18 protein-coding genes are annotated in these 23973 nt (G+C 65.2%); 14 read left to right on the forward strand and 4 right to left on the reverse strand.

Going from position 1 to position 23973, the window contains the following annotated elements; translation table 11 throughout:
* Positions 1-30 precede the first annotated feature (30 nt).
* From CEJ42_RS06415 to CEJ42_RS06430, 4 genes are all read left to right on the forward strand, one after another.
* A complete protein-coding gene (locus CEJ42_RS06415; RefSeq protein ID WP_088750397.1) occupies positions 31-1233 on the forward strand; it encodes a pyridoxal phosphate-dependent aminotransferase in 1203 nt (400 codons plus the stop codon).
* 20 nt (positions 1234-1253) lie between these two features.
* The gene (locus CEJ42_RS06420) at positions 1254-1949 is read left to right on the forward strand and encodes an RraA family protein (protein WP_088750398.1); all 696 of its coding nucleotides are present in this window, start codon (positions 1254-1256) and stop codon (positions 1947-1949) included.
* Entirely contained in the window at positions 1942-2997 is a 1056-nt protein-coding gene (locus CEJ42_RS06425; RefSeq protein ID WP_088750399.1) for an amidohydrolase family protein, read from the forward strand. Before CEJ42_RS06420 ends, CEJ42_RS06425 begins: the two co-directional genes overlap by 8 nt.
* Before the next feature lie 63 nt (positions 2998-3060).
* Positions 3061-4440, forward strand: coding sequence for an MFS transporter (locus tag CEJ42_RS06430; RefSeq protein WP_243397798.1), 1380 nt, complete (start codon positions 3061-3063; stop codon positions 4438-4440).
* Positions 4441-4510: 70 nt separating this feature from the next.
* Here CEJ42_RS06430 and CEJ42_RS06435 read toward each other — a convergent pair whose 3' ends face one another.
* Positions 4511-4855: a FlxA-like family protein gene (locus CEJ42_RS06435; RefSeq protein ID WP_079214315.1), complete on the reverse strand. Its 345-nt coding sequence runs from the start codon at positions 4853-4855 to the stop codon at positions 4511-4513.
* A 420-nt stretch (positions 4856-5275) separates the two neighbouring features.
* Complete coding sequence (gene hppD / locus CEJ42_RS06440) at positions 5276-6370, reverse strand: 4-hydroxyphenylpyruvate dioxygenase (RefSeq protein WP_088750401.1); 1095 nt, start codon at positions 6368-6370, stop codon at positions 5276-5278.
* A gap of 243 nt (positions 6371-6613) precedes the next feature.
* Between hppD and CEJ42_RS06445 the strand changes: the two genes are divergently transcribed.
* The 4 genes from CEJ42_RS06445 to CEJ42_RS06460 all read left to right on the forward strand — a co-directional run bounded on the left by CEJ42_RS06445 (position 6614) and on the right by CEJ42_RS06460 (position 10411).
* Positions 6614-7132, forward strand: a complete 519-nt coding sequence (locus tag CEJ42_RS06445; protein ID WP_079214318.1) for an Lrp/AsnC family transcriptional regulator — start codon at positions 6614-6616, stop codon at positions 7130-7132.
* 90 nt (positions 7133-7222) lie between these two features.
* Positions 7223-8347: a bifunctional DNA-binding transcriptional regulator/O6-methylguanine-DNA methyltransferase Ada gene (gene ada, locus CEJ42_RS06450; RefSeq protein ID WP_420840747.1), complete on the forward strand. Its 1125-nt coding sequence runs from the start codon at positions 7223-7225 to the stop codon at positions 8345-8347.
* Positions 8348-8356: 9 nt separating this feature from the next.
* Positions 8357-9007 (forward strand): DNA oxidative demethylase AlkB, encoded by a 651-nt coding sequence (gene alkB, locus CEJ42_RS06455; RefSeq protein WP_088750402.1) that lies wholly within the window; start codon positions 8357-8359, stop codon positions 9005-9007.
* Between the two features lie 132 nt (positions 9008-9139).
* Positions 9140-10411: an MFS transporter gene (locus CEJ42_RS06460; protein WP_088750403.1), complete on the forward strand. Its 1272-nt coding sequence runs from the start codon at positions 9140-9142 to the stop codon at positions 10409-10411.
* A gap of 175 nt (positions 10412-10586) precedes the next feature.
* Here the strand turns inward: CEJ42_RS06460 and CEJ42_RS06465 are convergent, their stop codons facing one another.
* The gene (locus tag CEJ42_RS06465; protein ID WP_079214321.1) at positions 10587-11783 is read right to left on the reverse strand and encodes a DNA topoisomerase IB; all 1197 of its coding nucleotides are present in this window, start codon (positions 11781-11783) and stop codon (positions 10587-10589) included.
* A gap of 544 nt (positions 11784-12327) precedes the next feature.
* On the opposite strand from CEJ42_RS06465, the gene CEJ42_RS06470 reads away from it, so the two are divergent.
* From CEJ42_RS06470 to CEJ42_RS06485, 4 genes are all read left to right on the forward strand, one after another.
* Positions 12328-15063, forward strand: coding sequence for a type VI secretion system Vgr family protein (locus tag CEJ42_RS06470; protein WP_243397799.1), 2736 nt, complete (start codon positions 12328-12330; stop codon positions 15061-15063).
* Position 15064: 1 nt separating this feature from the next.
* Positions 15065-17350: a T6SS effector phospholipase Tle3 domain-containing protein gene (locus CEJ42_RS06475; protein WP_088750405.1), complete on the forward strand. Its 2286-nt coding sequence runs from the start codon at positions 15065-15067 to the stop codon at positions 17348-17350.
* The gene (locus CEJ42_RS06480) at positions 17347-19014 is read left to right on the forward strand and encodes a type VI lipase adapter Tla3 domain-containing protein (protein WP_088750406.1); all 1668 of its coding nucleotides are present in this window, start codon (positions 17347-17349) and stop codon (positions 19012-19014) included. Before CEJ42_RS06475 ends, CEJ42_RS06480 begins: the two co-directional genes overlap by 4 nt.
* A 105-nt stretch (positions 19015-19119) precedes the next feature.
* Positions 19120-19383 carry a PAAR domain-containing protein gene (locus CEJ42_RS06485; RefSeq protein ID WP_088750440.1) on the forward strand — a complete coding sequence of 88 codons (264 nt, stop codon included), beginning with the start codon at positions 19120-19122 and terminating at the stop codon, positions 19381-19383.
* Between the two features lie 119 nt (positions 19384-19502).
* Here CEJ42_RS06485 and CEJ42_RS06490 read toward each other — a convergent pair whose 3' ends face one another.
* Positions 19503-20828: a D-amino acid dehydrogenase gene (locus CEJ42_RS06490; protein ID WP_338064250.1), complete on the reverse strand. Its 1326-nt coding sequence runs from the start codon at positions 20826-20828 to the stop codon at positions 19503-19505.
* A gap of 139 nt (positions 20829-20967) precedes the next feature.
* On the opposite strand from CEJ42_RS06490, the gene CEJ42_RS06495 reads away from it, so the two are divergent.
* Together CEJ42_RS06495 and CEJ42_RS06500 are read left to right on the forward strand one after the other, a co-directional pair.
* On the forward strand, positions 20968-21456 hold the full coding sequence (locus CEJ42_RS06495) for an Lrp/AsnC ligand binding domain-containing protein (protein WP_079214323.1): 489 nt from the start codon (positions 20968-20970) through the stop codon (positions 21454-21456).
* Between the two features lie 179 nt (positions 21457-21635).
* Positions 21636-23963, forward strand: a complete 2328-nt coding sequence (locus CEJ42_RS06500; protein ID WP_079214324.1) for an FdhF/YdeP family oxidoreductase — start codon at positions 21636-21638, stop codon at positions 23961-23963.
* Positions 23964-23973 lie beyond the last annotated feature (10 nt).

Below are 23973 nucleotides of genomic sequence, written 5' to 3' on the forward strand. Positions count from 1 at the left end.
CAGCGCCCGCACATCCACAGCGAGACCGACATGGCATTCATTTCCGATTCACTTTCACGCATCAAGGCTTCGGCCACCATCGCCATCAGCCAGAAGGCGCGCGACCTGGCGGCGCAGGGCCGCAACGTCATCGCGCTGAGCTCGGGCCAGCCCGACTTCGACACCCCCGACAACATCAAGCAGGCCGCCTACGCCGCCATCGCCCGCGGCGAGACGCGCTACACGCCGGTGGCCGGCATCACCGAGCTGCGCGAGGCCGTGGTGGCCAAGTTCAAGCGCGAGAACGGCCTCGACTACAGCGTGGCGCAGACCATCGTCAGCAACGGCGGCAAGCAGGTCATCGCCAACGCGCTGATGGCCACCGTCAATCCCGGCGACGAGGTGATCGTGCCGGCGCCGTACTGGGTTTCCTATCCCGAGCTGGTGGCGCTGTGCGGCGGCGTGGTGGTGTATGCACGCACCACGCGCGCGGCCGGCTACAAGCTGCGCGCCGAGGAGCTGGAGGCGGCCATCACGCCGCGCACCAAGTGGCTGATGTTCAATTCGCCCTGCAACCCCAGCGGCGCGGCGTACACGCGCGCCGAGCTGGAGGCGCTGGCCGAGGTGCTCAAGCGCCACCCGCATGTGTGGATCCTGTCGGACGACATCTACGAGCACCTGACCTACGGCGACTTCGCGTTCACCACGCCGGCGCAGATCGCGCCCGAGCTGTACGAGCGCACACTGACCATGAACGGCGTCTCCAAGGCCTATGCCATGACCGGCTGGCGCATCGGTTACGCCGGCGGCCCGCAGCCGCTGATCAAGGCGATGGAGAAGATCCAGGGCCAGATGACCTCGGGCGCCAGCTCGGTCTCGCAATGGGCGGCGCTGGAAGCGCTGACCGGCCCGCAGGACTACATCCACACCAGCCGCAAGGTGTTCCAGGAGCGGCGCGACCTGGTGGTGTCGATGCTCAACGACGCCGAAGGCGTGGAGTGCCCGGTGCCGGAAGGCGCCTTCTATGTCTTCCCCTCGTGCGAACGCATCATCGGCAAGCGCACCGAAGACGGCCAGGTCATCGCCACCGACGAAGACTTCGTCGCCGCGCTGCTGCAGGCCGAGGGCGTGGCGCTGGTGCATGGCAGCGCCTTCGGGCAGGGCCCGAACTTCCGCCTGTCGTATGCGGATTCGACCGAGCGCCTGCGCGAGGCGTGCAGCCGCGTGCAAGCTTTCTGCGCCACGCTGCGCTGATCAGGAAAGAGGAGAACAACATGACTGCAGGATTTCGCATCTTCGAGCGCCGCCGCAAGGTGAGCGCGCAGGAAGTCACCGACTTCGCCGCCATTCCGGTGGCCAATATCAGCGACTCGATGTCGCGCATGACCGCGGCCGGCACCCGGCTGCGTCCGCTGCATCGCGGCGGCAAGCTGGCCGGCGCGGCCATCACCGTGAAATCGCGCCCGGGCGACAACCTGATGGTGCACAAGGCGCTGGACATGGCCGAGCCGGGTGACATCGTGGTGGTGGACGCGGGCGGGGACCTGTCCAACGCCATCATTGGCGAACTGATGGTGGCCCACGCCATTCAGCGCCAGCTGGGCGGCATCGTGATCAACGGCGCGGTGCGCGACCTCGACGCCATCGCCGCCGGCAGCTTCCCGGTGTTCGCCGCCGGCGTCACGCACCGCGGACCGTACAAGGATGGCCCGGGCGAGATCAACGTGCCCATCGCCATCGACGGCATGGTGATCCGCCCCGGCGACCTGATGGTGGGCGACAGCGACGGCCTGCTGTGCGTGCCCTTCGAAGACCTGGCGGAGGTCTACGCCGCGGCCAAGGCCAAGAACGATGCCGAGGCCGGGCAGATGGCGGCGATCGCCGCCGGCCGCAACGACCGCGGCTGGGTCGACGCCGCGCTCAGGAAACTCAATTGCGAACTGGCTGGCGCCGGCCGGGGCCATGGCTGACCAGCCCGCCGCTTCGGCGTCGCCGCACCTGCAGGTGCGCCCGGACTGGCTGGCGTTGACGCGCGAGGACGTGCTCGAGCCCGGGCTGCCCATCGTCGACGCCCATCACCACGTCTGGGACCGCGCCACCGGCCGTTACCTGTTCGATGAGCTGATGGACGACATCGGCACCGGTCATAACATAGTGGCGACGGTGTTCGTGCAATGCCGCTCGATGTACCGGGAGCAGGGGCAGGAAGCCATGAAGCCGGTCGGCGAGGTGGAGTTCATCAACGGCCTGGCGGCGCAATCGGCCTCGGGCCAGTACGGCCCGGCGCGCGCCTGCGCGGCCATCGTCGGCTTTGCCGACCTGATGCTGGGCGAAGACGCGGCGCCGGTGATCGAGGCGCTGCAGCAGGCCGGCAACGGACGCCTGCGCGGCATCCGCAACACCACCGCCTGGCATGCCGATCCGGCCATCCGCAGCAATCCGCTGCCGCCGCCGCCCGGCCTGCTGCTCGACGCGCGCTTTCGCGCCGGCGCACGGCTGCTGGCCAAGCATGATCTTGCGCTGGATATCTGGGCCTATCACACCCAGCTCGACGAAGTGCTGGCGCTGGCGCGGGCCTGTCCCGATACGCGCCTAGTGCTGGACCATTGCGGCGGGCCGCTGGGGGCCGGGCCGTATGCCGGCAGGCGCGACGAAGTGATGCGCCAGTGGCGGACCGCCATGCGCGACATCGCCGCCATGCCCAATGTCAGCCTCAAGCTGGGCGGGCTGGGCATGCCGGTGGGCGGCTGGGACTTCCACCTACAGGAAGCGCCGCCGGCGTCGGCGCAGTTGGCCGCCGCGTGGCAGCCTTACATCGAGACCTGCATCGAGCTCTTCGGTCCTGCGCGCTGCATGTTCGAGAGCAATTTCCCGGTGGACAAGGGCATGTTCGGCTACGGCAGCCTGTGGAACGCCTTCAAGCGCCTGACGGCGGGCATGTCGCCCGACGAGCGCGGCTCGCTTTTCAGCGGCACGGCGCGCGAGGTCTACCGCCTGCGGGAAGGCGGCCAGTGGTAGCATAACGGTCTTACTGGGCGCGCGATGCGCCCATTTTCAGTTACACGTTCCGGAAAGCTGACAGTGCAAGTTCAGACGACAAACGGCGCCCACGAAGACGCCGACGGCCTGCCCAAGGACCAACGCATACTGGCCATCGCCACCGTGGTGCTGGCCGTGGCCATCGCCGTGATGGACGGCTCCATCGCCAACCTGGCGCTGCCGTCCATCGCGGCCGACCTCAAGGCCACCGACGCCGACGCCATCTGGATCATCAACAGCTACCAGATCGCCATGGCGGTGTGCCTGCTGCCGCTGGCTTCGCTGGGCGAGGTGGTCGGCTACCGCCGCGTCTACCTGACCGGCCTGGTGCTGTTCACGATTTCCTCGCTGGCTTGCGCGCTCAGTGCCGACATGCTGCAGCTGAGCCTGGCGCGCGTGTTGCAGGGACTGGGCGCGGCCGGGATCCTGTCGGTCAATACCGCGCTGATCCGCTTCATCTATCCCAGCCGGCTGCTGGGCCGGGCCATCGGCTACAACGCACTGGTGGCGGGCACCTCGACGGCGCTGGGGCCGACGGTGGCGGGCTTCATCCTGCACTTCGCGTCCTGGCACTGGCTGTTCCTGATCAATATCCCGCTGGGCCTGCTGTCGCTGCTGATCGGCTGGAAGGCGCTGCCCTACAACCCGCTGTCGGACCGCAAGTACGACCTCAAGAGCGCGGTGGTATGCATGCTCTTCATCGGCCTGCTGCTCTACACGGTGGACGCCATCGGCCACCTGCAGGGCTGGGACGTGGTGCTGGTGTGCGCGCTGCTGACGGCAGTGAGCCTGGTCGTATTGCTGAAGGTGCAGTCGGCCACCGCGCCCATGTTGCCGCTGGACCTGCTGCGCATCCGCCTGTTCGCGCTGTCGATTGGCACGTCGTTTTGCTCCTTCGCGGCGCAGATGGCGACCTTCGTGATGCTGCCCTTCATGCTGCAGAACCATCTCGGCATGAGCGCCGCGCGCGCCGGCCTGCTGCTGACGGCCTGGCCGATTGCGGTGGCGCTGACCGGCGTGATCGCGGGCAAGCTGTCGGACCGCATGTCGGCCGGGCTCCTGGGCGGGATCGGGCTGGCCATCATGTGCGTGGGCCTGCTGTCGCTGCTGCTGGTGGGGCAGGGCACGCCGGATGGCGTGATCGTGCTGATGTTCGCGATCTGCGGTTTCGGTTTCGGCCTGTTCCAGTCGCCCAACAACCGCACGCTGATCAGTTCGGCGCCGCGTTCGCGCACCGGCGGCGCCAGCGGCATGCTGGGCACCGCCCGCCTGACCGGGCAGACCCTGGGCGCCTCGGTGGTGGCGATGATGCTCACGCTGTACGCCGCGCCCTATGCCCAGGTGTTGTGGTGCGCGGCGGCGCTGGCGGGAGCGGCTTGCCTGGTCAGCCTGTCGCGGCTGCGTTTCCACCGCGAGCAGTAACGGGCGGCGCGGCGCCCGAATAAAAAAAGCGATCCAGACGGATCGTTTTTTTTTCGACAGCAGGGCTGCGTCAGCCGGCCGGGAATACGTCGCGGCTATAGGCGTGGGCCGCGTGCGCCGCGACCGACAACGCCATGCTCAGGTAGTTGTCGCCGTGCTGGCGGCTGCGCGCGTGCTGCTGCTCGAGCAGGAAGATCTGCTGGTACAGCGTGCGGATCTGCTGCTGCAGCAGGGTGCGCTGCTGCCGGCCATCCTTGTTGGCCGGGAAGCGGGACAGAGACTGGGCCTGCTGCTGCAGGATGACGATGCGGTTGCTCAGTTGCGCGATCAGTTCGGAAGGATCGGTGTCCAGCGTGTCGGTGACCGGATGTTCCACTGCCGTTTCGTTTTCCGCGAATTCGGAAATGACTGCCATAAAAGCTCCAGCCCCCGGGGAGGCGCAGGTTGTCTTGAAGTCCTGGGTTCTTTTACGGCGGGGGCGGGGAATTCTTGAATTTCATCGAAAGTTTCAATTAAGGCAATCCTTCTGGCGGGCCGCCGGTGCAGAGGCCGTGCTGTCCCTGAACGCCGGGATCCAGGCCGGATCCGCAGTGAAGCTGACCGACAGCCAGCGATACGGGTCCTCTCCCAGCGCGGCGGCGACGAAGCCTTTCTTGCGCCGGCCGGCGAAGATGGCGCAGGTTTTTGCGCGCGCAGCCAGATCGGTCTAGAAAAATTTCCAGATACGTTGCAATTTCGCGCCGTCCCCGCGTGCGGCGCGGCAAATGAAAAGGGCGAAACGTTTGCGCCGTTTCGCCCCGATGAGTGGGCGGCGCATCGTGCGCCGCTGAGGTCCTCAGATCACGCCGCGGCGCATCTGGTCCAGCTCGATCGATTCGAACAGCGCCTTGAAGTTGCCTTCGCCGAAGCCGTCGTTGCCCTTGCGCTGGATGATCTCGTAGAACACCGGACCGATCACGTTCTGGGTGAAGATCTGCAGCAGCAGGCCCTGGCCGTCGGTGGGGGCGCCGTCGATCAGGATCTTCAGCTCGCGCAGCGCGGCCAGGTCTTCGCCGTGGCCGGGGATGCGGCGATCGACCAGGTCGTAGTAGGTGGCGATGGTGTCCTGCAACGGCACGCCGCGCGCATACAGGGCACGCACGGTGGCGTAGATGTCGTCGGTGCCCAGCGCGATGTGCTGGATGCCTTCGCCGTTGTACTGCTTGATGAATTCCTCGATCTGCGACTTGTCGTCCGCGCTCTCGTTGATCGGGATGCGGATCTTGCCGCAGGGGCTGGTCATGGCGCGCGACTTCAGGCCGGTGACCTTGCCTTCGATGTCGAAATACTTGATCTCGCGGAAGTTGAAGAGGCGGGTGTAGAACGAAGACCAGGTGTCCATTGCACCGCGCACCACGTTGTGGGTCAGGTGGTCGATATAGGTCAGCCCCACGCCCTTGGGATTGCGCTCGACGTCCGGCAAGAACTGGAAGTCGACGTCATAGATCGAACCGTTGTCGCCGTAGCGGTCCACCAGATACAACAGCGAGCCGCCGATGCCGCGGATGGCCGGGATGTTCAGTTCCATCGGGCCCAGCTTGGCGGCCACGCCCTCGGCGCCCAGCTCCAGCGCGCGCTTGTAGACGAAGGCCGCGTCCTTGACGCGGAAGGCCATGGCGTTGACCGAGGCACCGTGCACCTGGGCGAAGGCCGAGGCATTGCTGTCGGGTTCGGCGTTGAGGATGAAATTGATCTGCCCCTGGCGATACAGCGTCACGTTCTTGGAACGATGGCGCGCCACCGCGACAAAGCCCATCAGTTCCAGCACGGCGGCGATGGCGGTCGGATCCTTGGCGGCGTATTCGACGAACTCGAAGCCGTCGGTTCCCATGGGGTTGTCGAACAGGTCCCGGCCGTTGGCGGGGGTGAAATTGGTTTCTGCGTGGCCCATGAGTGTCTCCTCGTCGCGTCGATGGGAAGGATCGCCGCCGCGCAGCGGGCGCAGAACTTGCCTTTTGGGCATGGACTGGCGTGCGCTGCGAGCTGATCCCTGCTTCTTTTAAAGGGGAACCGTGCAATTGCCGGCTCATGGGAAGAGTTTATTGTGCCGAACGTGCAATATGTGATTGTTTTTTGCGCGATATCATCGATAATATGCACAAATAATTCTTAAATAGGGAAATTGGAGAGATAAATGAGCATCATCAATGTCGACCGCTTCGACCTGGCCCTGCTGACCGAGCTGCAGCGCGACGGCCACATCACCAACAGCGCCCTCGGGCAGAAGGTGCACCTGTCGACCTCGCAGATCAGCCGCCGCGTGCAGCGCCTGGAAGAGGCCCACGTGATCGAGCGCTACACCGCCGTGCTGGACCCGGCGGTGGTAGGCCTGGGCGTGACCGCTTTCACCACCGTGACGCTGGACCGCCAGGGCGAGACCCGCGGCGAGCTGTTCGAGAAGGCGGTGGAGGCCATGCCGGAGGTGACCGAGTGCTTCTCGATCACCGGGGAGGCTGATTATATCCTGCGCATCGTGGCGCCCGACCTGGCCACCTTCTCCGAGTTCATGATGACCCAGCTGCTGCGCCTGCCGGGCGTGACCAACGTGAAATCCAACATCACCCTCAAGAAGGTCAAGCAGTCGCACGAGCTGCCGCTGGAGCACGTGATGCAGCCGGTCAAATCGCGCCAGCGCATCCGTTTCTCCCAATAAGCCGGTTCGTCCGGATTTGAAAGCAAGCGCCGGAGTGCGGCGCCTCCCTGCGATTCGTAGACTGGCTACGTCAATCAAAAGGAGCGCATCATGCAAACCATGACTACCCCGATTTCACGCCGTCCCGCCCGTCTGCCCGTGCCGCCCGCCGTCGCCTATGTCGGCGACGACGCGCGCTGGGCCGCCGTGCAGCAGCGCGACAAGGCCGCCGACGGCAGTTTCTACTATTCGGTCAGCAGCACCGGCGTGTATTGCCGTCCCTCGTGCGCGGCGCGTCCGGCGCTGCGCAAGAACGTGGCCTTCCACGACAGCTGCGCCGCCGCCGAGGCCGCCGGTTTCCGTGCCTGCAAGCGTTGCAAGCCCGACCAGCCGCCGCTGGAAGAACGCCAGGCGCTGGCGGTGGAGCAGGCCTGCCGCCTGATCGCCGAGGCCGACGAGCGCGGCGACGGCGCTCCCGACCTGGCGACGCTGGCCGAGGCCGTGGGCATCAGCCGCTATCACTTCCACCGCATCTTCAAGCAGCACACCGGCCTCACGCCCAAGGCCTACGCCGACGGCCGCCGCGCCGAGCGCATGCGCAGCCGGCTGCCCGGCAGCGCCAGCGTGACCGAGGCCATGTACGACGCCGGCTTCAGCTCCAGCGGCCGCTTCTACGAGCAGAGCGCCGGGCAACTGGGCATGAAGCCCGGCGCCTACCGCAGCGGCGGCGGCGGCGAGCGCATCCGCTTCGCGGTGGCGCAGTGCTGGCTGGGCGAGCTGCTGGTGGCGGCCACCGACAAGGGCATCTGCGCGGTCGCGCTGGGCGACGATGCCGAGGCCCTGGTCAAGGAGCTGCAGGATCGCTTTCCCAAGGCCGAGCTGGTGGGCGGGGATGCCGGATTCGAGCAGACCGTGGCGCAGGTGCTGGGCGCCATCGACGATCCAGGGCGCGGCGCCGAGCTGCCGCTGGACGTGCGCGGCACCGCGTTCCAGCAGCGCGTGTGGCAGGCGTTGCGCGGGGTGCCGCCGGGCGTCACGCTGAGTTATTCCGAACTGGCCGAGCGCGTCGGCAGTCCGGCGGCAGTGCGGGCGGTGGCCAGCGCTTGCGCCAACAACAACATCGCACTGCTGATTCCCTGCCATCGCATCGTCCGGCTGGACGGCTCGCCCTCCGGCTACCGCTGGGGCGTGGAGCGCAAGCAGGCCTTGCTGGACAAGGAGCGCCGCAAGGCCTGACGCCACGCCATGACCCTCGACCTCTTCGCCGCACTGGAACCGCAGCCTTCGCGCGAGCCCATCACGCAGGGCGCGGTGCTGCTGCGCGCCTTCGCCGCCGGCCAGGCGGCGCAGTTGGTGCGCGCGGTGGAGCAGGTGACTGCGCAGTCGCCGCTGCGCCACATGCACACGCCGGGCGGTTTTCGCATGTCGGTGGCCATGAGCAATTGCGGACGCTACGGCTGGGTGACCGACCGGCGCGGCTACCGCTACCAGCCTGAGGACCCGCTGTCGGGCCGGCCGTGGCCGGAGATGCCGCAGGCGTTTCGCGAGCTGGCCGTGCGCGCCGCGCGCGAGGCCGGCTTCGACGGTTTCGATCCCGACGCCTGCCTGGTCAATCGCTACGAACCCGGCGCCCGCATGTCGCTGCACCAGGACAAGAACGAGCAGGACATGGCCCAGCCCATCGTCTCGGTCTCGCTGGGCCTGCCGGCGACCTTTCTCTTCGGCGGCATGGAGCGCGCCGACAAGCCCCTGCGCATGCGCCTGGAAAGCGGCGACGTGGTGGTGTGGGGCGGCCCGGCGCGGCTGCTGTTCCATGGCGTCGACACCTTGCCGGACGGCGACCATCCGCTCACCGGGCGCTGCCGCTACAACCTGACCTTGCGCCGCGCGCGCTGAGCCCGGGCGCCGAAAAGGGCCGTCCAAAGACAAGCCGCGTCCGGCGGCTTAAAATGGCGGCTTCTCTCCGATCCACGGCCCATGCAGCCCGCGACGGAATTCATCCCACCTGCCACACGACCAATAAAGACCATGGAGACAGCACTCGACAACGTGCCGGACAGCCCGTCCACGCCGCCGCAACCACCGCAATCGCCGCTTTCTTCGCAGCCCGCCGAGAAGACCGGCTTTCGCGTGCTCGGCGCGATCAGCTTTTCGCACTTCCTCAACGACATGATCCAGTCGCTGCTGCTGGCCATCTATCCGCTGTTGAAGGGCAACTTCCACCTGAGCTTCGCCCAGGTCGGCCTGATCACGCTGACCTTCCAGGTCACCGCTTCGCTGCTGCAGCCGCTGGTGGGCCTGTACACCGACAAGCATCCCAAGCCGTATTCGCTGGCCGTGGGCATGGGCTCGACGCTGTGCGGCCTGCTGCTGCTGTCGGTGGCGCCCAACTTCGGCGTGCTGCTGGTGGCCGCGGCCCTGGTCGGCACCGGCTCCTCGGTGTTCCACCCCGAGGCCTCGCGCGTGGCGCGCATGGCCTCCGGCGGGCGCCATGGACTGGCGCAATCGCTGTTCCAGGTTGGCGGCAATGCCGGCAGCGCCATGGGGCCGCTGCTGGCGGCATGGATCATCATCCCCGGCGGCCAGCGCAGCGTGGCCTGGTTCGCCATCGCGGCGCTGGTCGCGATGTTCGTGCTGCGCCAGATCGGCCACTGGTACGCGCGCCAGCAAAGCGCGGCCAAGGGCAAGGGAAAGAAGAAGGGGCCGGGCTACGTGCAACTGCCCAAGTCCAAGGTGACGCAGGCGGTGTGCATCCTGCTGCTGCTGATCTTCTCCAAGTACTTCTACATGGCCAGCCTGTCGAGCTACTTCACCTTCTACCTGATCAGCAAGTTCCAGCTCTCGGTGCAGGATGCGCAGCTGCACCTGTTCGCCTTCCTCTTTGCCGTGGCCGTGGGCACGGTGGCCGGCGGCCCGATTGGCGACCGCATCGGCCGCAAGGCGGTGATCTGGACCTCGATCCTGGGCGTGGCGCCGTTCACGCTGATGCTGCCTTACGCCAACCTGTTCTGGACCGGCGTGCTGTCGGTGATCATCGGCCTGATCCTGGCCTCGGCCTTCTCGGCGATCCTGGTGTTCGCGCAGGAACTGATGCCGGGCAAGATCGGCACGGTGTCGGGGCTGTTCTTCGGCTTCGCCTTCGGCATGGGCGGCATCGGCGCGGCGCTCTTGGGCAAGCTGGCCGACCTGACCGATATCTATTTCGTCTACCAGGTATGCGCCTTCCTGCCGCTGATCGGCCTGCTGGCGGCGTTCTTGCCGAAGATGCAAAAGGTGGAGGCGGCGCCGGCCGGCGCCTGAGCTTGCCGTTCGCCGGCCGTCGAGGCGCGGCGGACATTGCCGGGTCCCGCACTGCGCCGGGACGACACGAAGGAGACAGTCCGCACCCGGGCTGGTTGCTGCTCCCGATCTGTCGTCCCGGCGCTGGCCGGGGCCCGGTGTCGTTTACCGTTGAGCGACGATACGGCGCCCCTGATCAGGCGTGGGTGCGGTGCACCGCCGGGCGGGCAGGGGCGTGGTGCTTTCTTTCGCCGGTCGTGCTGTTCTTGCGTGCGGCAGGCTTGCGCTGGCCGGCGCGACCGGCGTCTTCATCGGCCTCGCGCAGGCGCTGCTGCAGCAAGGCCAGCACCGCCGCCTCTTCCGGCGTCAGCGCATGCAGCTCTTCCACCAGCTCGGTCTGCACGCGTTCTTCCAGCAGCTCGGCGAAGCTGCCTTCGAGATAGCTTTCCACGATGGCCGGGTGCACATAGCACTTGCGGCAGATCGATGGCGTGTTGCCCAGCTTCTTGGCCACGTTCTCGATGGCGCGCACCACGTTCTTCTTGGCCTGCGCCTGCGAGTCCACGCTCTCGAAGGCCTGCAGCGCCAGCGTCGCCAGCACCGTGCCGGCCCAGGTGCGGAAATCCTTGGCGCTGAAATCTTCCCCGCTCACCTCGCGCAGATAGGCGTTGACGTCGCCCGAGTCGATGCTGTGCGCCTGGCCGTCGTCGTCGACGTACTGGAACAGCTCCTGGCCGGGCAGGTCGCGCATCTTGCGGATCAGGCGCACCACATAGGGGTCGTGCAGCTTGATCTCGTGCTGCACCCCGCTCTTGCCGCGAAAGCGGAACATCACGTCGCTGCCGTCGATGCGCACATGGCGGTTGCGCAAGGTCGTCAGGCCGAAGGACTTGTTCTCGCGCGCGTATTCGTCGTTGCCCACCCGCATCAGCGTGGCCTGCAGCAGGTGCACGATGGACGCCACCACCTTCTGCCGGTGCAGGCCGGGGCGGTGCAGGTCTTCATGCACCGCGCGGCGGATCGCCGGCAGCGCCTGCGCGAAGCTGATGATGCGTTCGTACTTGGCGTCGTCGCGCACCAGGCGCCAGTGCGGATGGTAGCGATACTGCTTGCGCCCGCGGGCATCGCGCCCGGTGGCCAGGATGTGGCCGTTGGCGCTGGGACTGATCCAGACTTCTTCCCAGGCCGGCGGAATGGCCAGCGCGTGCAGCCGCGCGATCTCCTCTTTGTCGTCGATCAGGCGACCCTTTGCATCATGGTAGGCAAAGCCTTTGCCGTGGCGGCGCCGGCTGATGCCCGGCATGTCGTCGCTCATGTAGCGCAAGCCGTTCTGGCGTGCGACGTCCGCGGCTTCGTCGAAATAACTGTCGCGCTCGCTGGCGGGGTGTTCCATGCTGGTCGTTCTCCTTGTAAATCCCGTCGGCGTCGTGTTGTGAATTTTTTGATGCGTCGGACAGGCAGAGCGAACAATGGTGCTGAGTCTGGGTCTTGGAGCGATGCGGCTGCATGCATGCCGGCCATCGCGCTCATGCATGAGGTTACGTTTGTATTTTGATTATTGATTAAGCCGATTATTGACAAATCAGGCCACGCAGGGAGTCAGCCGTGCAGGGAAGTTTTTGTAGGATTTTTCCTACGCCCTGTCATGCCTATCGGGAGCGAGCTTTTGAGCCGATGTGAAATTGTTCTGCTCCTGTGCTGAACCATTTTGGTCTTTTGCGATGTGTGCGGTCGCTTCGTTGACTGCAGTATGAGGGCTCATTAGCTTCGACATCTTGCGTCGCGTCAGGGCGGGCATGTGGGTCTGCCGCCTGCGACATGAATCTTGCCGCGTCAGCCATTGATGCGCTTTGATGACTGACTGATCGAGGTGCCGGGTGAAAGTTGTTGAACACATGCGGGTAGTCGCGCCATGGAATTTTCAGGGCAACCGCGCCATGGATCTGCACTGGGGACGCGCCAACGACAGGTTGCGCGATGTCCTGGCGTTACAGCATCTGGATGTGCGCGAGGGCTTGCTGGAAGGGATCGCGGGAACGCTGACTTGCGTTTCCCCTGATCCAGGCTTAACAGGCGCGCTCTTTCTCGGCAGGCCGGTATCGATTCGGATGACGAGCGATCGCGGTCAGCAGCATCGGATCAATGCGATCGTCTGCGGATTCGTGGCCGGCCAGTCGGACGGCGCGCTGAGCTGTTACCAGCTGCAGGTATGCGACGCGCTGAGCTTGTGTGAACGCCGGCGAAACTCGCGCGTGTTCATCGGAAAAAGCCTGCCCGAGATCCTCGATGTAGTGATGCGCGAATGGCAACAATGCAGCCCGGCCATGGCGCATGCGTTTGACTTCGACCTCGGCGGGCTGGACGCACGGCGTTATCCGGTCCGCGAGTTCACCAGGCAGGTCAATGAGTCGGATGCCCATTTCATTCGCCGCCTGCTGCGCAAGGAAGGTGTGACGGTCTTCGTGCGCGACGGCGGTGCCCGAAGCGCCGAGCGGAAACCGCATGTCGACGGCGACGACGAACATCCTGTTCACACGCTCGTCTTCAACGACACTCCCGCCGCGATCGAGATGATGCCTGCCGGGGTGCTGCGTTATCACCAGTCCAACGGCGGTGCGTTCGAGCGCGACAGCATCACGCTGTTCGCTTCGCGCCAGCGGCTGGTCTCAGGCGCCGCGATGCGCGCGTCATGGGATTACAAGACGGCCCAGGTGGATCAGGCCGAACACGCCGCCTTGCTGCAGCAGGGCGAGGCGGGTAACGACCTGTCATCGCAATTGCTGGTCGACAGCGTCATCGATATCCCCCATCTGGGAGACAGCATCTCGGATCACGACCGCATCGTACGCGACCGGGTGCTTGCCCACGAACTGCGGTCCAGCCAGGTGGACGGTGCGGGCGCGGTGCGCGACATGAGGGTGGGACACTGGTTCGAGCTCAGCGACCATCCCCTGTATGCCGCGGCCGCTCGGCAGCAGCGCGAGTTCGTCGTCACTTCGTTGCATCACTGCGCCTGGAACAATCTTCCCGCCGACATCGAAGCGCACATCCTGCGGCTGCTGGCGGCCAGCGCTCCCTCCTTCGCCGGCGCAGCGCAGGCACTTTCCCTGGCGGGCACGTCCTCCGACGACATGCGTTACGAAAATCAATTCACCTGCGTGCAACGGGGCGTTGCACTGACGCCCTCCTATGATCCGCTGATCGATCTGCCTGCGGCGCATACCGTCACCGGCCTGGTGGTTTGCCCCGAGGGGGAAGAAGTCTTCTGCGATGAGCTGGGGCGTATTCATGTCCAGCTGCAGGGCCTGGACGCCAGGCATCATGCGCATGCGCAAGGCGCCGGCACCAACGGCCGGCCATGCGACAGCGCGCCGGTTCGGGTGCTGTGGGGCCTGGCCGGACCGGGCTACGGAAACCACGACCTGCCGCGCGCCGGCATGGAGGTCTTGCTCAGCTGTATCGCGGGAGACCCCGATCGTCTGGTGGTAGTCGGCGTGCTCGCCAACGGTCGTAACACCCCGGCGACCTTCAGCCATGCCGGCGCGCTGCCCGGCAACCGGTATCTGTCGGGAACCAAGACCAGGGAGATCAACGGGACGCGCTGCAACCAGCTGCGGTTCGACGACACGCCCGGGCAGATCAGCGTGCAGCTGGCAAGCGAGCACGCGCACACGCAATTGAACCTCGGTTACCTGACCCAGCCGCGCGTGGAGGGCGAAGGGGCCGATCGCGGCGCCGGGGCAGAATTGCGCACCGACGCCTCGGCCGCCTTGCGCGCCGCGCAGGGCCTGCTGCTGACAACCTATGCTCGCGAGCAGGCCGGCGGCGAGCAGCTGGATCGCCAGGAGCTGGTGGAGTTGATGGCCGATTGCGCCGACCTGTTCACGGCGTTGGGGGACTATGCCGCTGGACACGGCGGGCATGTGACGGACACCGGACCGCTGCGTCGTTTGAAGGCGCTGATGGAGGGCTGGCGGCACAACACGAAGGAATCCGACCGGGCATTTTCGCCAGGGAGGGAGGCGATCATGGCTTTCGGCGCGCAGGCCGGCGCCATGCACCTGACCCCGCAGACGCAGGTGACCTACGCCGGAATGAACATCGATCAAGTCGCCGGACAACACCTGCAGCTGATGAGCGGGCAACGCTTCAGCGCGACGGCAGGCAAGGGACTGTATTTGTTTGCCCGGGGTAACGGCGTTCAGGCCATCGCCGGCGAAGGCCCGTTGCTGCTGCAGGCGCAGGCGGGAACCCTGAATGCCGTGGCGCAACAGGGTATGCACCTGGCCAGCAACGAGAACGAAGTGCTGGTCAGCGCTCCCAGCATCAGGCTCGTGGCCGATGACGGCAGCTACATCAAGATCGGCGGCGGCATCACTCTTGGCACGCAGGGTGACATCCGCCTGCTTTCGGCATCGCACCAGTGGGGAGGGCCCGCCAGGGACGGCGTCGTCAGGCCTGCGTTCGACAAGCTGCCTACCGATCAGCGGATACAGCTTCACTTCCCTTCCCGCGAAGGCGAGACGCAAGTAGCCGCGAACCAGAAGTATCGGGTGACCCTGGACGATGGCCGGGTTCTTGAAGGAACCAGCGATGCCGATGGAATGAGCGATATCGTCAAGGACCCGGCAATGCGCATTCTCAGCATCGACCTGCTTGGTTCGGGAGTCTGACATGAGCGATCAAGTTCAGACCGTCCTTGGCGACAAGGAGCACGTCACGCATCTCGGCCATGCGCTGACCTATGCCAATCGGGCCGGCAACAAGTGCTTCGAGGTGCCGGCATGCATGCCGGGGATAGTGATCTTCATCCATGGCGTCAATGACACCGGGGCGGCCTATCCGGTCGTCGAAGAAGGCTTGTGTCAGGGATTGAACGAGCGCTTGTCGCGTTCGGATCTGACGGCGGCCAGGTATGGTGTGGAATATCGCGCGGCCCAGTCCATGCACCCGGAAGAAAGGCAGCGCAAAGACTGGCGATGCATAGAAGACCCCGACACCTACCTCTACCAGCGCGACCCGAACAACAGGTCGCGCAGTTTCTTCCTGCCGTTCTACTGGGGCTATCGGGCCGCCAGCGCCGACATCGCCCGGGTCGACAATGCCGGCGTCGTCAAGAGCCGTGAAGCCGATGCCGAAGGCAACCTGATGACGCGCGGGCAATACCAGGACATCCGGGGCAACCGCCTCGACCGGAATTTCGGCAAGGGTGGCGGTTACTTCGCCAACGCCACCAACAACATTCCGGACATGTACGGCGCAGGGTTCCGGGCCGGTCGCGCAGCCAAGGGCGTGACGGCGGTGGCGGCCGGCGGGCCCACGGTGTACATGAGCGACAGCCCGGATCGCCATTACTTCATCCTGGCCGCCACCCGGCTGGCCGACCTGATTCGCACCATCCGCACCATCGTGCCGTGCCCGGCGGCGGCTGCCGCCGGCCTGGATCCGCAGCACGACACCATCACCATCATGGGCCACAGCCAGGGCACCATCATCGCGCTGCTGGCCATGGCATTGCTCAAACAGCAGGGGCAACGCTGCGCCGATTGCCTCATCATGGTCGACACCCCCTACAGCGTGCATGCCACCGGCGCCAGCAGACAGACCGGCACGGCCCGCCTGAAGACGCTGGTGGACATCGTCAACGCCGTGACGCAGCACCCGTACCGGATTCCGGAACTTGCCGAATTGCTGGTGACGCACGAACGCCATGGCGGACGCACCGGCAAACGCTGGCGGGCGGATGGTGGGCAACGACCGGCGCAGGATGGGCGCGAGTGGATACGCTTTACCGAGCGCGACAATCGCGGCAAGGTGTATCTCTACTTTTGTCCGGAGGATGTGGTGGTGTCGATGAGGGATGTGCGGGGCATCGGCACATTCGGCGTGCCCGATGAGGTGGCCGACGACAGTGCGGCAGCCGTGGCCAGGCGCAAGGAGGCAGTGGCCAATGCCTTGAAGAGGCCGGGGGCGGCATCACTGCACGCGCGCCATCCGGACTTTGAAGCGATCGCGCGCGCAACGTCGTTGCCGGCCATGAATGCGCTCAGCGAGATGCGCTTTTATCAGCGGATGTGGACGCGCATGGAACGGCCGTCCCAACCGGGAGCGGCGCCCACGCGGGTGGCGGTGGGGCAGCCGCCGGCCAGCATGCCGGTACGCCTGCCCGGAGAACGCCTGGCCGCAGGCCCCGACACGGGCGCCGATCGGCTGGTCAATGTCGCCCTGCACGCCGGCTTCGCCAGGGACAATATGCGCTTCATCAACGGCGAGGCGCTCAATCCCCCATGCCTGCCGGACCTGTACGGCGGCGAAGAAATCAAGGGAAACCCGCATACCGCGGGCAAGCAGCGCATGGACGATGTTTCGCAAAACATCGCACTGGGAAACCAGAACGCGCGCCTGCGCTGGATCCTGGTCGACACCATTCCCCAGCCGGCATCGTCGGCGGCCTGCCAGGCGGAGTGCGAAGAGCGCAAGGCGGCCTTCAACCAGGGTAAGCGGGTAGACGACCAATCGGCCAACTGGCGCTGGAGCGAGATCAAGGATGGCAGCAATAGGGCGGCGATCAGCCGGGAAGAAACGCCCAACGAAATGCGGACGCGCTTTGGCAGTACCGATGCCGGTCTGGAGGACAACAATTATCACTCGGCGATTCTACGGAGCGCGGGCAACCATCGCTGGGTGACGGCCATGGACGTGGCCATCGGCCAGGCGGTGACGATGGATGATCCGGATTGGCGGGAGTTGTTGATGTGGATGGCGGATTGGAGGTTGCATAAAAGTGCTCTAAGGCGATTGAAAAGAAACGATAACTACGATCGTCTGGATCGGAAGACAAAGGATCTGATTGATGCATGCGCTGATTATTACCAAAAGGGAGAATTCCCTTACGAGCACATTTCATTGCAGATCCCACCGTTGGTGACCAGCGAGGAGAGGTCCGGAGGTAATACATGACGCCGAAGTTGTGGCCCTATGTGGTGGGGTTGTTGTTGGCAGGGCTGTGTTGGCTGGGCTGGATCTGGTACCAGCATTACCACTATTACGTAGCGACAGGACAGGAGCTGGGCATGATGGGCAAGCAATGGGCGGCAGGTATGCTGGCTTTGGGTGTAATCGGGTTGGCTGTCTTCGGCGGCCATGCCGCATGGCTGAACCGTGCCGCAGTGGCCGCAACTGATGCCGGCGCCGCCGATGGTTCATCGGCTGGCCTGGCGAGCCCTACGGTCAAATGGAGCAACCCATCGCCGCTGATGCGGCAGGCGGGGCGTGACTTCGTTCTCGAAGTGAGAGCAATTGGCGCGGCTGTAGATGCGATAGTCAACGATGAGATTTGGAAGGGCATCGAAAAGAAGGGCGAAACGCATATGACGTTTTTACCGACCGATCCAAGTGCCTATCCAGACAATGACTTCAAACGGGAGCACATATACGGGATGAGCATCGGGCTGAGCTTCGAACATGGTGCTCGCGGCATCGTCGACCAATGGCCGATGCCAGCCATTGCCTACGGACCACCCAAGCACCAATCCAATGGAAACCGCGCTGGCAAGAGCATTAGTAGCGGGCGCTCCGCGGCAGGCCTCGGCGTCGCCCTGTTCTTATGGGAGGACGATGCCAATACCGAAGACGGAGCCGAGTCGTTGGAAAAACTATTCTCCTTCTTTGATCGCAATCCGGATGTGCCGGCTGCGATGGTGATCTCACGGGACGGCACTTATGATCGCTTGTTGCGACAAGCACCGGGCAGCGGTCGGATCCAGTTGGGCGCGGGCAAGGTGGAGATGCCGGACAGCATGGGCGCCCTGATGGTGACGCGGTCAGACCGTGTGGATCAGCTGGTACGGCCGTTTGCGGTACATATTCCGCGAGGCGTGAATAAGACCGATACCGAATACGATCTGATCAAGCAGTGGAACTTCTATTGGAAGAAGAGCGAGGATCGTGGCCCAGACAGCTTTGAGGCGCAATATGAACGCGAGGAAAAAGCGCGAGGCGTTCTCTTCCCCATGTTCTCGGGAATCGTATCGTCCACCTACTGGCACAGCCAACTCCCCGAGCTCTGGAAAACCATCAGCAACAAAGGCCCGGGGCAATTCAATCCTTCGCCTTACCTGCCGATTCGCTGGACCGATTGGCAAGTCAGGCAATTCGACGCCATGCCCCTGCTGGGCTACCTGCATCGCCCGGTGGACGTTAATCTGAGCGACGAGCATGGCAAGCCATTGCGCGTCCCGTATCAGGTGCAGGCACTGAAGGAAGGTTGGGCGCGCGCAGTCGAGGGGCTGGAAGGGCAGCGTCAACCTCGACGTGTGTTCTACGACACTTCCGCCGACAAACATTGGGTGATTCCACTGACGCAAGCACTGGCGCAATCCGGCGACGACGCGCCGCGACCAGGTGAACTCAAGGAAGGCTATGACATCGGCTACCGCATCGGCAAAACCGGCGTCAGCTCACCGCTGATCCAAGTCGGACTGGCGATCGTGGCGGGTTATGAGGATGGGGCTGCCAGCGCGACGGTCAACCTGCGACCGGGCGGTCGGGCCAGCATCGTGATGGTCAGCCCGCCCGAACCGGAGCGCAAGAAATCGATGATGCAGGCGTTCGGGGCGAATTGAAAGTCCCGAGCCGATGCGGGGCCATGCACAGATCAGGGGCCGATTCGCCAGCGGTCGGCGCGTTGGGTGGCGCATATTGGAAAGCGGGAAAAGGAACTGAACATGATACGAGGTGTGATTCGATATGGCGACAGGACCTCCCATGGTGGTCAGGTGATTGCGACGTCTCCTGCGTCCGAGATCATGGGTTTGGCCGTGGCATGCGTCGGCGACGCTTGCAGCTGTCCGCAGCGCGGGCACGATGACTGCGTCATCGTCGAGGGGGACAGCGGCGTGACGGTCAACGGTCGCGCGGTGGCTTTCGATGGACACAAGACCTCCTGCGGGGCGCGCCTGATTTCCTCTCTTTCCACATCGGGGCGGATCTGAACTGAAAGTGGGTGGGACGGCTGGATGCGGCGGGCGCTTCAACGAAAAAAGGCCGGAGTGCATTGCACTCCGGCCAACCATTCTGCGAGGGAAGCAGAAGAGATGAGCGGTAAAGCCGGTCAGGCTCCGGCCAGGCGCGGCGAATGGCCGTGGCTGAAGCCGTCCATGTAGCGCGCCACCGAGAGGTCCTCATGGGCGATCGCCGGGCGGCGGCCCGAGATCAAGTCGGACAGCAGCTTGCCGGAGCCGCAGGACATGGTCCAGCCCAGCGTGCCATGGCCGGTGTTGACGTACAGGTTCGACACCGGGGTGGCGCCGACCACCGGCGTGCCGTCCGGCGTCATCGGACGCAGGCCGGTCCAGAAGCTGGCCTGGGCGGTGTCGCCGGCGCCCGGGAACAGGTCGTTGACCACCAGCTCCAGGGTGGCGCGGCGCTTGGCCTTCAAGGTCTTGTCGTAGCCCACGATCTCGGCCATGCCGCCCACGCGGATGCGGCCGTCGAAGCGGGTGACGGCGATCTTGTAGGTCTCGTCCAGGATGGTGGAGACGGGCGCGGCGGCGGCATCGGTGATGGGCACGGTGATCGAATAGCCCTTCAGCGGGTAGACCGGGATCTCCGGCAGGGCGGGCACATCGCGCAGCAGCTGCGGCGAGTAGGAACCCAGCGCCACCACGTAGCTGTCGGCCTGCACCAGCTCGCTGCCGCACACCACGCCGGCCACCTTGCCGCCGGCCATGGCCAGCGCGTCGATGGAAACGCCGTAGCGGAACTTCACGCCCAGCGCCTCGGCCATCTGCGCCAGGCGGGTGGTGAAGAGCTGGCAGTCGCCGGTTTCGTCGTTGGGCAGGCGCAGGCCGCCGGCCAGCTTGTCGCCGGCCTTGGCCAGCGCGGGTTCGGCGCGGCCCAGTTGCGCCGAGGTCAGCAGTTCATACGGTACGCCGGCTTCTTCCAGCACGGCGATGTCCTTGGCGGCGCCATCCAGTTGCTCCTGGGTGCGGAACAGCTGCAGCGTGCCTTGCTGGCGGCCTTCATAGGGGATGCCGGTGTCGGCGCGCAGGTCGCGGAAGCAGTCGCGGCTGTACTCGGCCAGGCGCACCATGCGCTCCTTGTTCACGGCGTAGCTGGCGGCATTGCAGTTGCGCAGCATCTGCCACATCCAGCGCAGCTGACGCAGCGTGCCGTCGGGGCGGATCGCCAGCGGGGCGTGTTCCTGGAACATCCACTTGATGGCCTTCAGCGGAATGCCGGGCGCGGCCCAGGGCGAGGCATAACCCGGCGAGATCTGGCCGGCGTTGCCGAAGGAGGTTTCCAGCGCGGGGCCGTCCTGGCGGTCCAGCACCGTGACTTCATGGCCGGCGCGGGCCAGATACCAGGCGCTGGTGACGCCGATCACACCGCTTCCAAGAATGACGACACGCATGGCTGACCCCCGTTGATTGTTGATGCGCCGAACCGCTGTGGGATGGCTATTGGTTGAATAGAAGATTCAGCTATGATATTGGGGAATAAATAGTGTTTGTTCGCGTATTTATCCTGTGTTTCAGGTGTTGTTCAGGTTAAATCGCTTTAAACGAGAAAAAGACATGAGAACCCAGCAACAGTCCGTCCGCACCCTGGACAAGCTAGATCACCGCATCCTCGCCGCCTTGCAAAAGGATGGCCGCATCTCCATGAAGGAGCTGGGCGAGCAGGTCGGCCTGTCGGTCACGCCCTGCATCGAGCGGGTGCGCCGCATGGAGCGCGACGGCGTGATCACCGGCTACTACGCGCGCGTCAATCCGGAGTCGCTGGGGGCGACGCTGCTGGTGTTCGTCGAAATCACACTGAACCACAAGTCCGGCAACATGTTCGAACAGTTCCGGCGCGAGGTGCTGCGCATCCCCGAGGTGCAGGAGTGCCACCTGGTGTCGGGCGACTTCGACTACCTGATCAAGGCGCGCATCCGCGGCATGGCGGAGTACCGCAAGCTGCTGGGCGACATCCTGCTGCAGTTGCCCGGGGCGGCGCAGTCCAAGAGCTATGTGGTGATGGAAGAGATCAAGGAAACGCTGGCCCTGCCGCTGGACGAGTGAGGCGGCGGGAGGCTGGCGAGGGGATTCCTCGCCCGGCGGGAAAATGAACTAAAGTGAAAGTACAGTTGAGCAGGGCGCTTGCGCTGGACTGTACTCTGTTTGCCTCCGGCTTCCTGTACATGCCCCGGCATCGCGGCCTGCCCTAGACTTGCAGTCTGGAATCAATCCGTACCGAGATCATGTCTTCTAAACCGAGAATCGAGCAGTACAACCAACCCGCAGGCGGCTGGGGCGCGCTGAAATACGTGGCGCTGAACCTGGTCAAGGAACACGTTGCCGACGGCAAGGGCATCCGCACCCTGTTGTCGCAGAACCAGCCGGACGGGTTCGACTGCCCCGGTTGCGCATGGCCGGACCGCGAGCACACCTCCACCTTTGAATTCTGCGAGAACGGCGTCAAGGCCGTCGCCGCCGAAGCGACCAAGAAGCGCGTCACCCCCGAATTCTTCGAGCGGCACACCGTCGCCGAACTGATGGAACAGTCGGACTACGAGCTCGAAGAGCACGGCCGCCTGACCCATCCGATGGTCTACGACGCCGCCACCGACAAGTACAGGACCATCGACTGGCAAGGCGCCTTCGACCTGATCGCCAAGCACCTGAACGCCTTGCCCGATCCGGACATGGCCGACTTCTACGTCTCCGGCCGCGCCAGCAACGAAGCCGCCTTCCTGTTCCAGCTGTTCGTGCGCCAGTACGGCACCAACAACTTCCCCGACTGCTCCAACATGTGCCACGAGCCGACCAGCGTCGGCCTGCCCGGCACTGTCGGCATCGGCAAGGGCACCGTGCTGCTGGACGACTTCGACCTGTGCGACACGCTGCTGCTGTTCGGCCAGAACCCGGCCACCAACCACCCGCGCATGATGGGCGAGCTGCGCCACGCCTCCAAGCGCGGCGCCACCATTGTCGCCATCAATCCGCTGAAGGAGCGCGGCCTGCAGCGCTTCGCCGACCCGCAAAGCAAGGTCGAGATGCTGACCCTGGGCAGCACCCAGATCAGCTCCATGTTCATCCACCCGAAACTGGGCGGCGACCTGGCGCTGATCAAGGGCGTCATCAAGCGCACCATCGAGATGGACGACATGGCCGTCTTCACCGGCGCCGAGCGCGTGCTGGACGTGAAGTTCATCGACGAACACACCTCGGGCTTCCCCGAGTTCGCCGCCGAAGTGCGCGCCGAGAGCTGGGACGACATCATCGGCGAGTCCGGCGTCTCGCGCGAGGACATCGAGAAGCTGGCCCAGGTCTACGTCAAGGGTAAGGCGGTCATCGCCACCTGGGGCATGGGCCTGACCCAGCACAAGCATGCGGTGGCCACCATCCAGCTGCTGTCGAACATGATGATGCTGCGCGGGAACATCGGCCGTCCCGGCGCCGGCCTGTGCCCGGTGCGCGGCCACTCCAACGTGCAGGGCGACCGCACGGTCGGCATCGATGAGAAGCCGACCCCGGCCTTCCTCGACCGCCTGGAGCAGGTCTTCGAATTCAAGGCGCCGCGCCACCACGGCAACGACACCGTCGGTTCGGTGATGGCCATGCTGGAAGGCAAGACCAAGGTCTTCATCGGCCTGGGCGGCAACTTCGCCATGGCCACGCCCGACACCTATCGCACCTTCGAGGCCATGCGTTCCTGCAACCTCACCGTGCACATCACCACCAAGTTGAACCGCAGCCACCTGGTGCACGGCAAAGATGCGCTGATCCTGCCGACCATGGGCCGCACCGAGATCGACGTGCAGAAGTCCGGTCCGCAGGGCGTGACGGTGGAAGATTCGATGAGCATGGTGCACGTCTCCTACGGCATCAACAAGCCGGCCTCGGAGCAACTGATGTCGGAAACCGCCATCGTCGCCCACATGGCCGAAGCCACCATGAAGTCGCGCAACAACGGCAAGAAGATCGACTGGCTGTGGTACGCCGAAGACTACTCGCGCATCCGCGACGCCATCGAGAAGGTGTATGACGCCTTCAAGGGCTACAACGAACGCATCGCCAAGCCGGGCGGCTTCCACCTGGGCGTCGCCTCGCGCGACCGCGTGTGGAAGACGGCCTCGGGCAAGGCCAACTTCATCGCCCACGCCATTCCCAAGGACACGCCCATCCATCGCGCCCGCGCCATCCACGGCGAGAAGCTGATGACGCTGATGACCACGCGTTCGCACGACCAGTACAACACCACCATCTACGGCATGGACGACCGCTACCGCGGCGTGTTCGGCCAGCGCCGCGTGGTCTTCATCCATCCCGAAGACCTGAAGCTGCTGGGCCTGAAGACCGGCGAATGGGTCGACATGGTCAGCGTCTGGGACGACGGCATCGAGCGCCGCGCCGACGGCTTCCTGCTGGTCGAGTACGACATCCCGCGCGGCTGCATCGGCAGCTACTATCCGGAAACCAATCCGCTGGTGCCGTTGGAGAGCTTCGCCGACGGCGCGCGCACCCCGACCTCGAAGTCGATTCCGGTGCTGCTGTCGCGCTCGGCGGTCCAGCAGGCTGCGGCCTGAGGGGCCTGCG

Source organism: Herbaspirillum robiniae (genome assembly GCF_002213415.1).
GTDB lineage: Bacteria > Pseudomonadota > Gammaproteobacteria > Burkholderiales > Burkholderiaceae_D > Herbaspirillum > Herbaspirillum robiniae.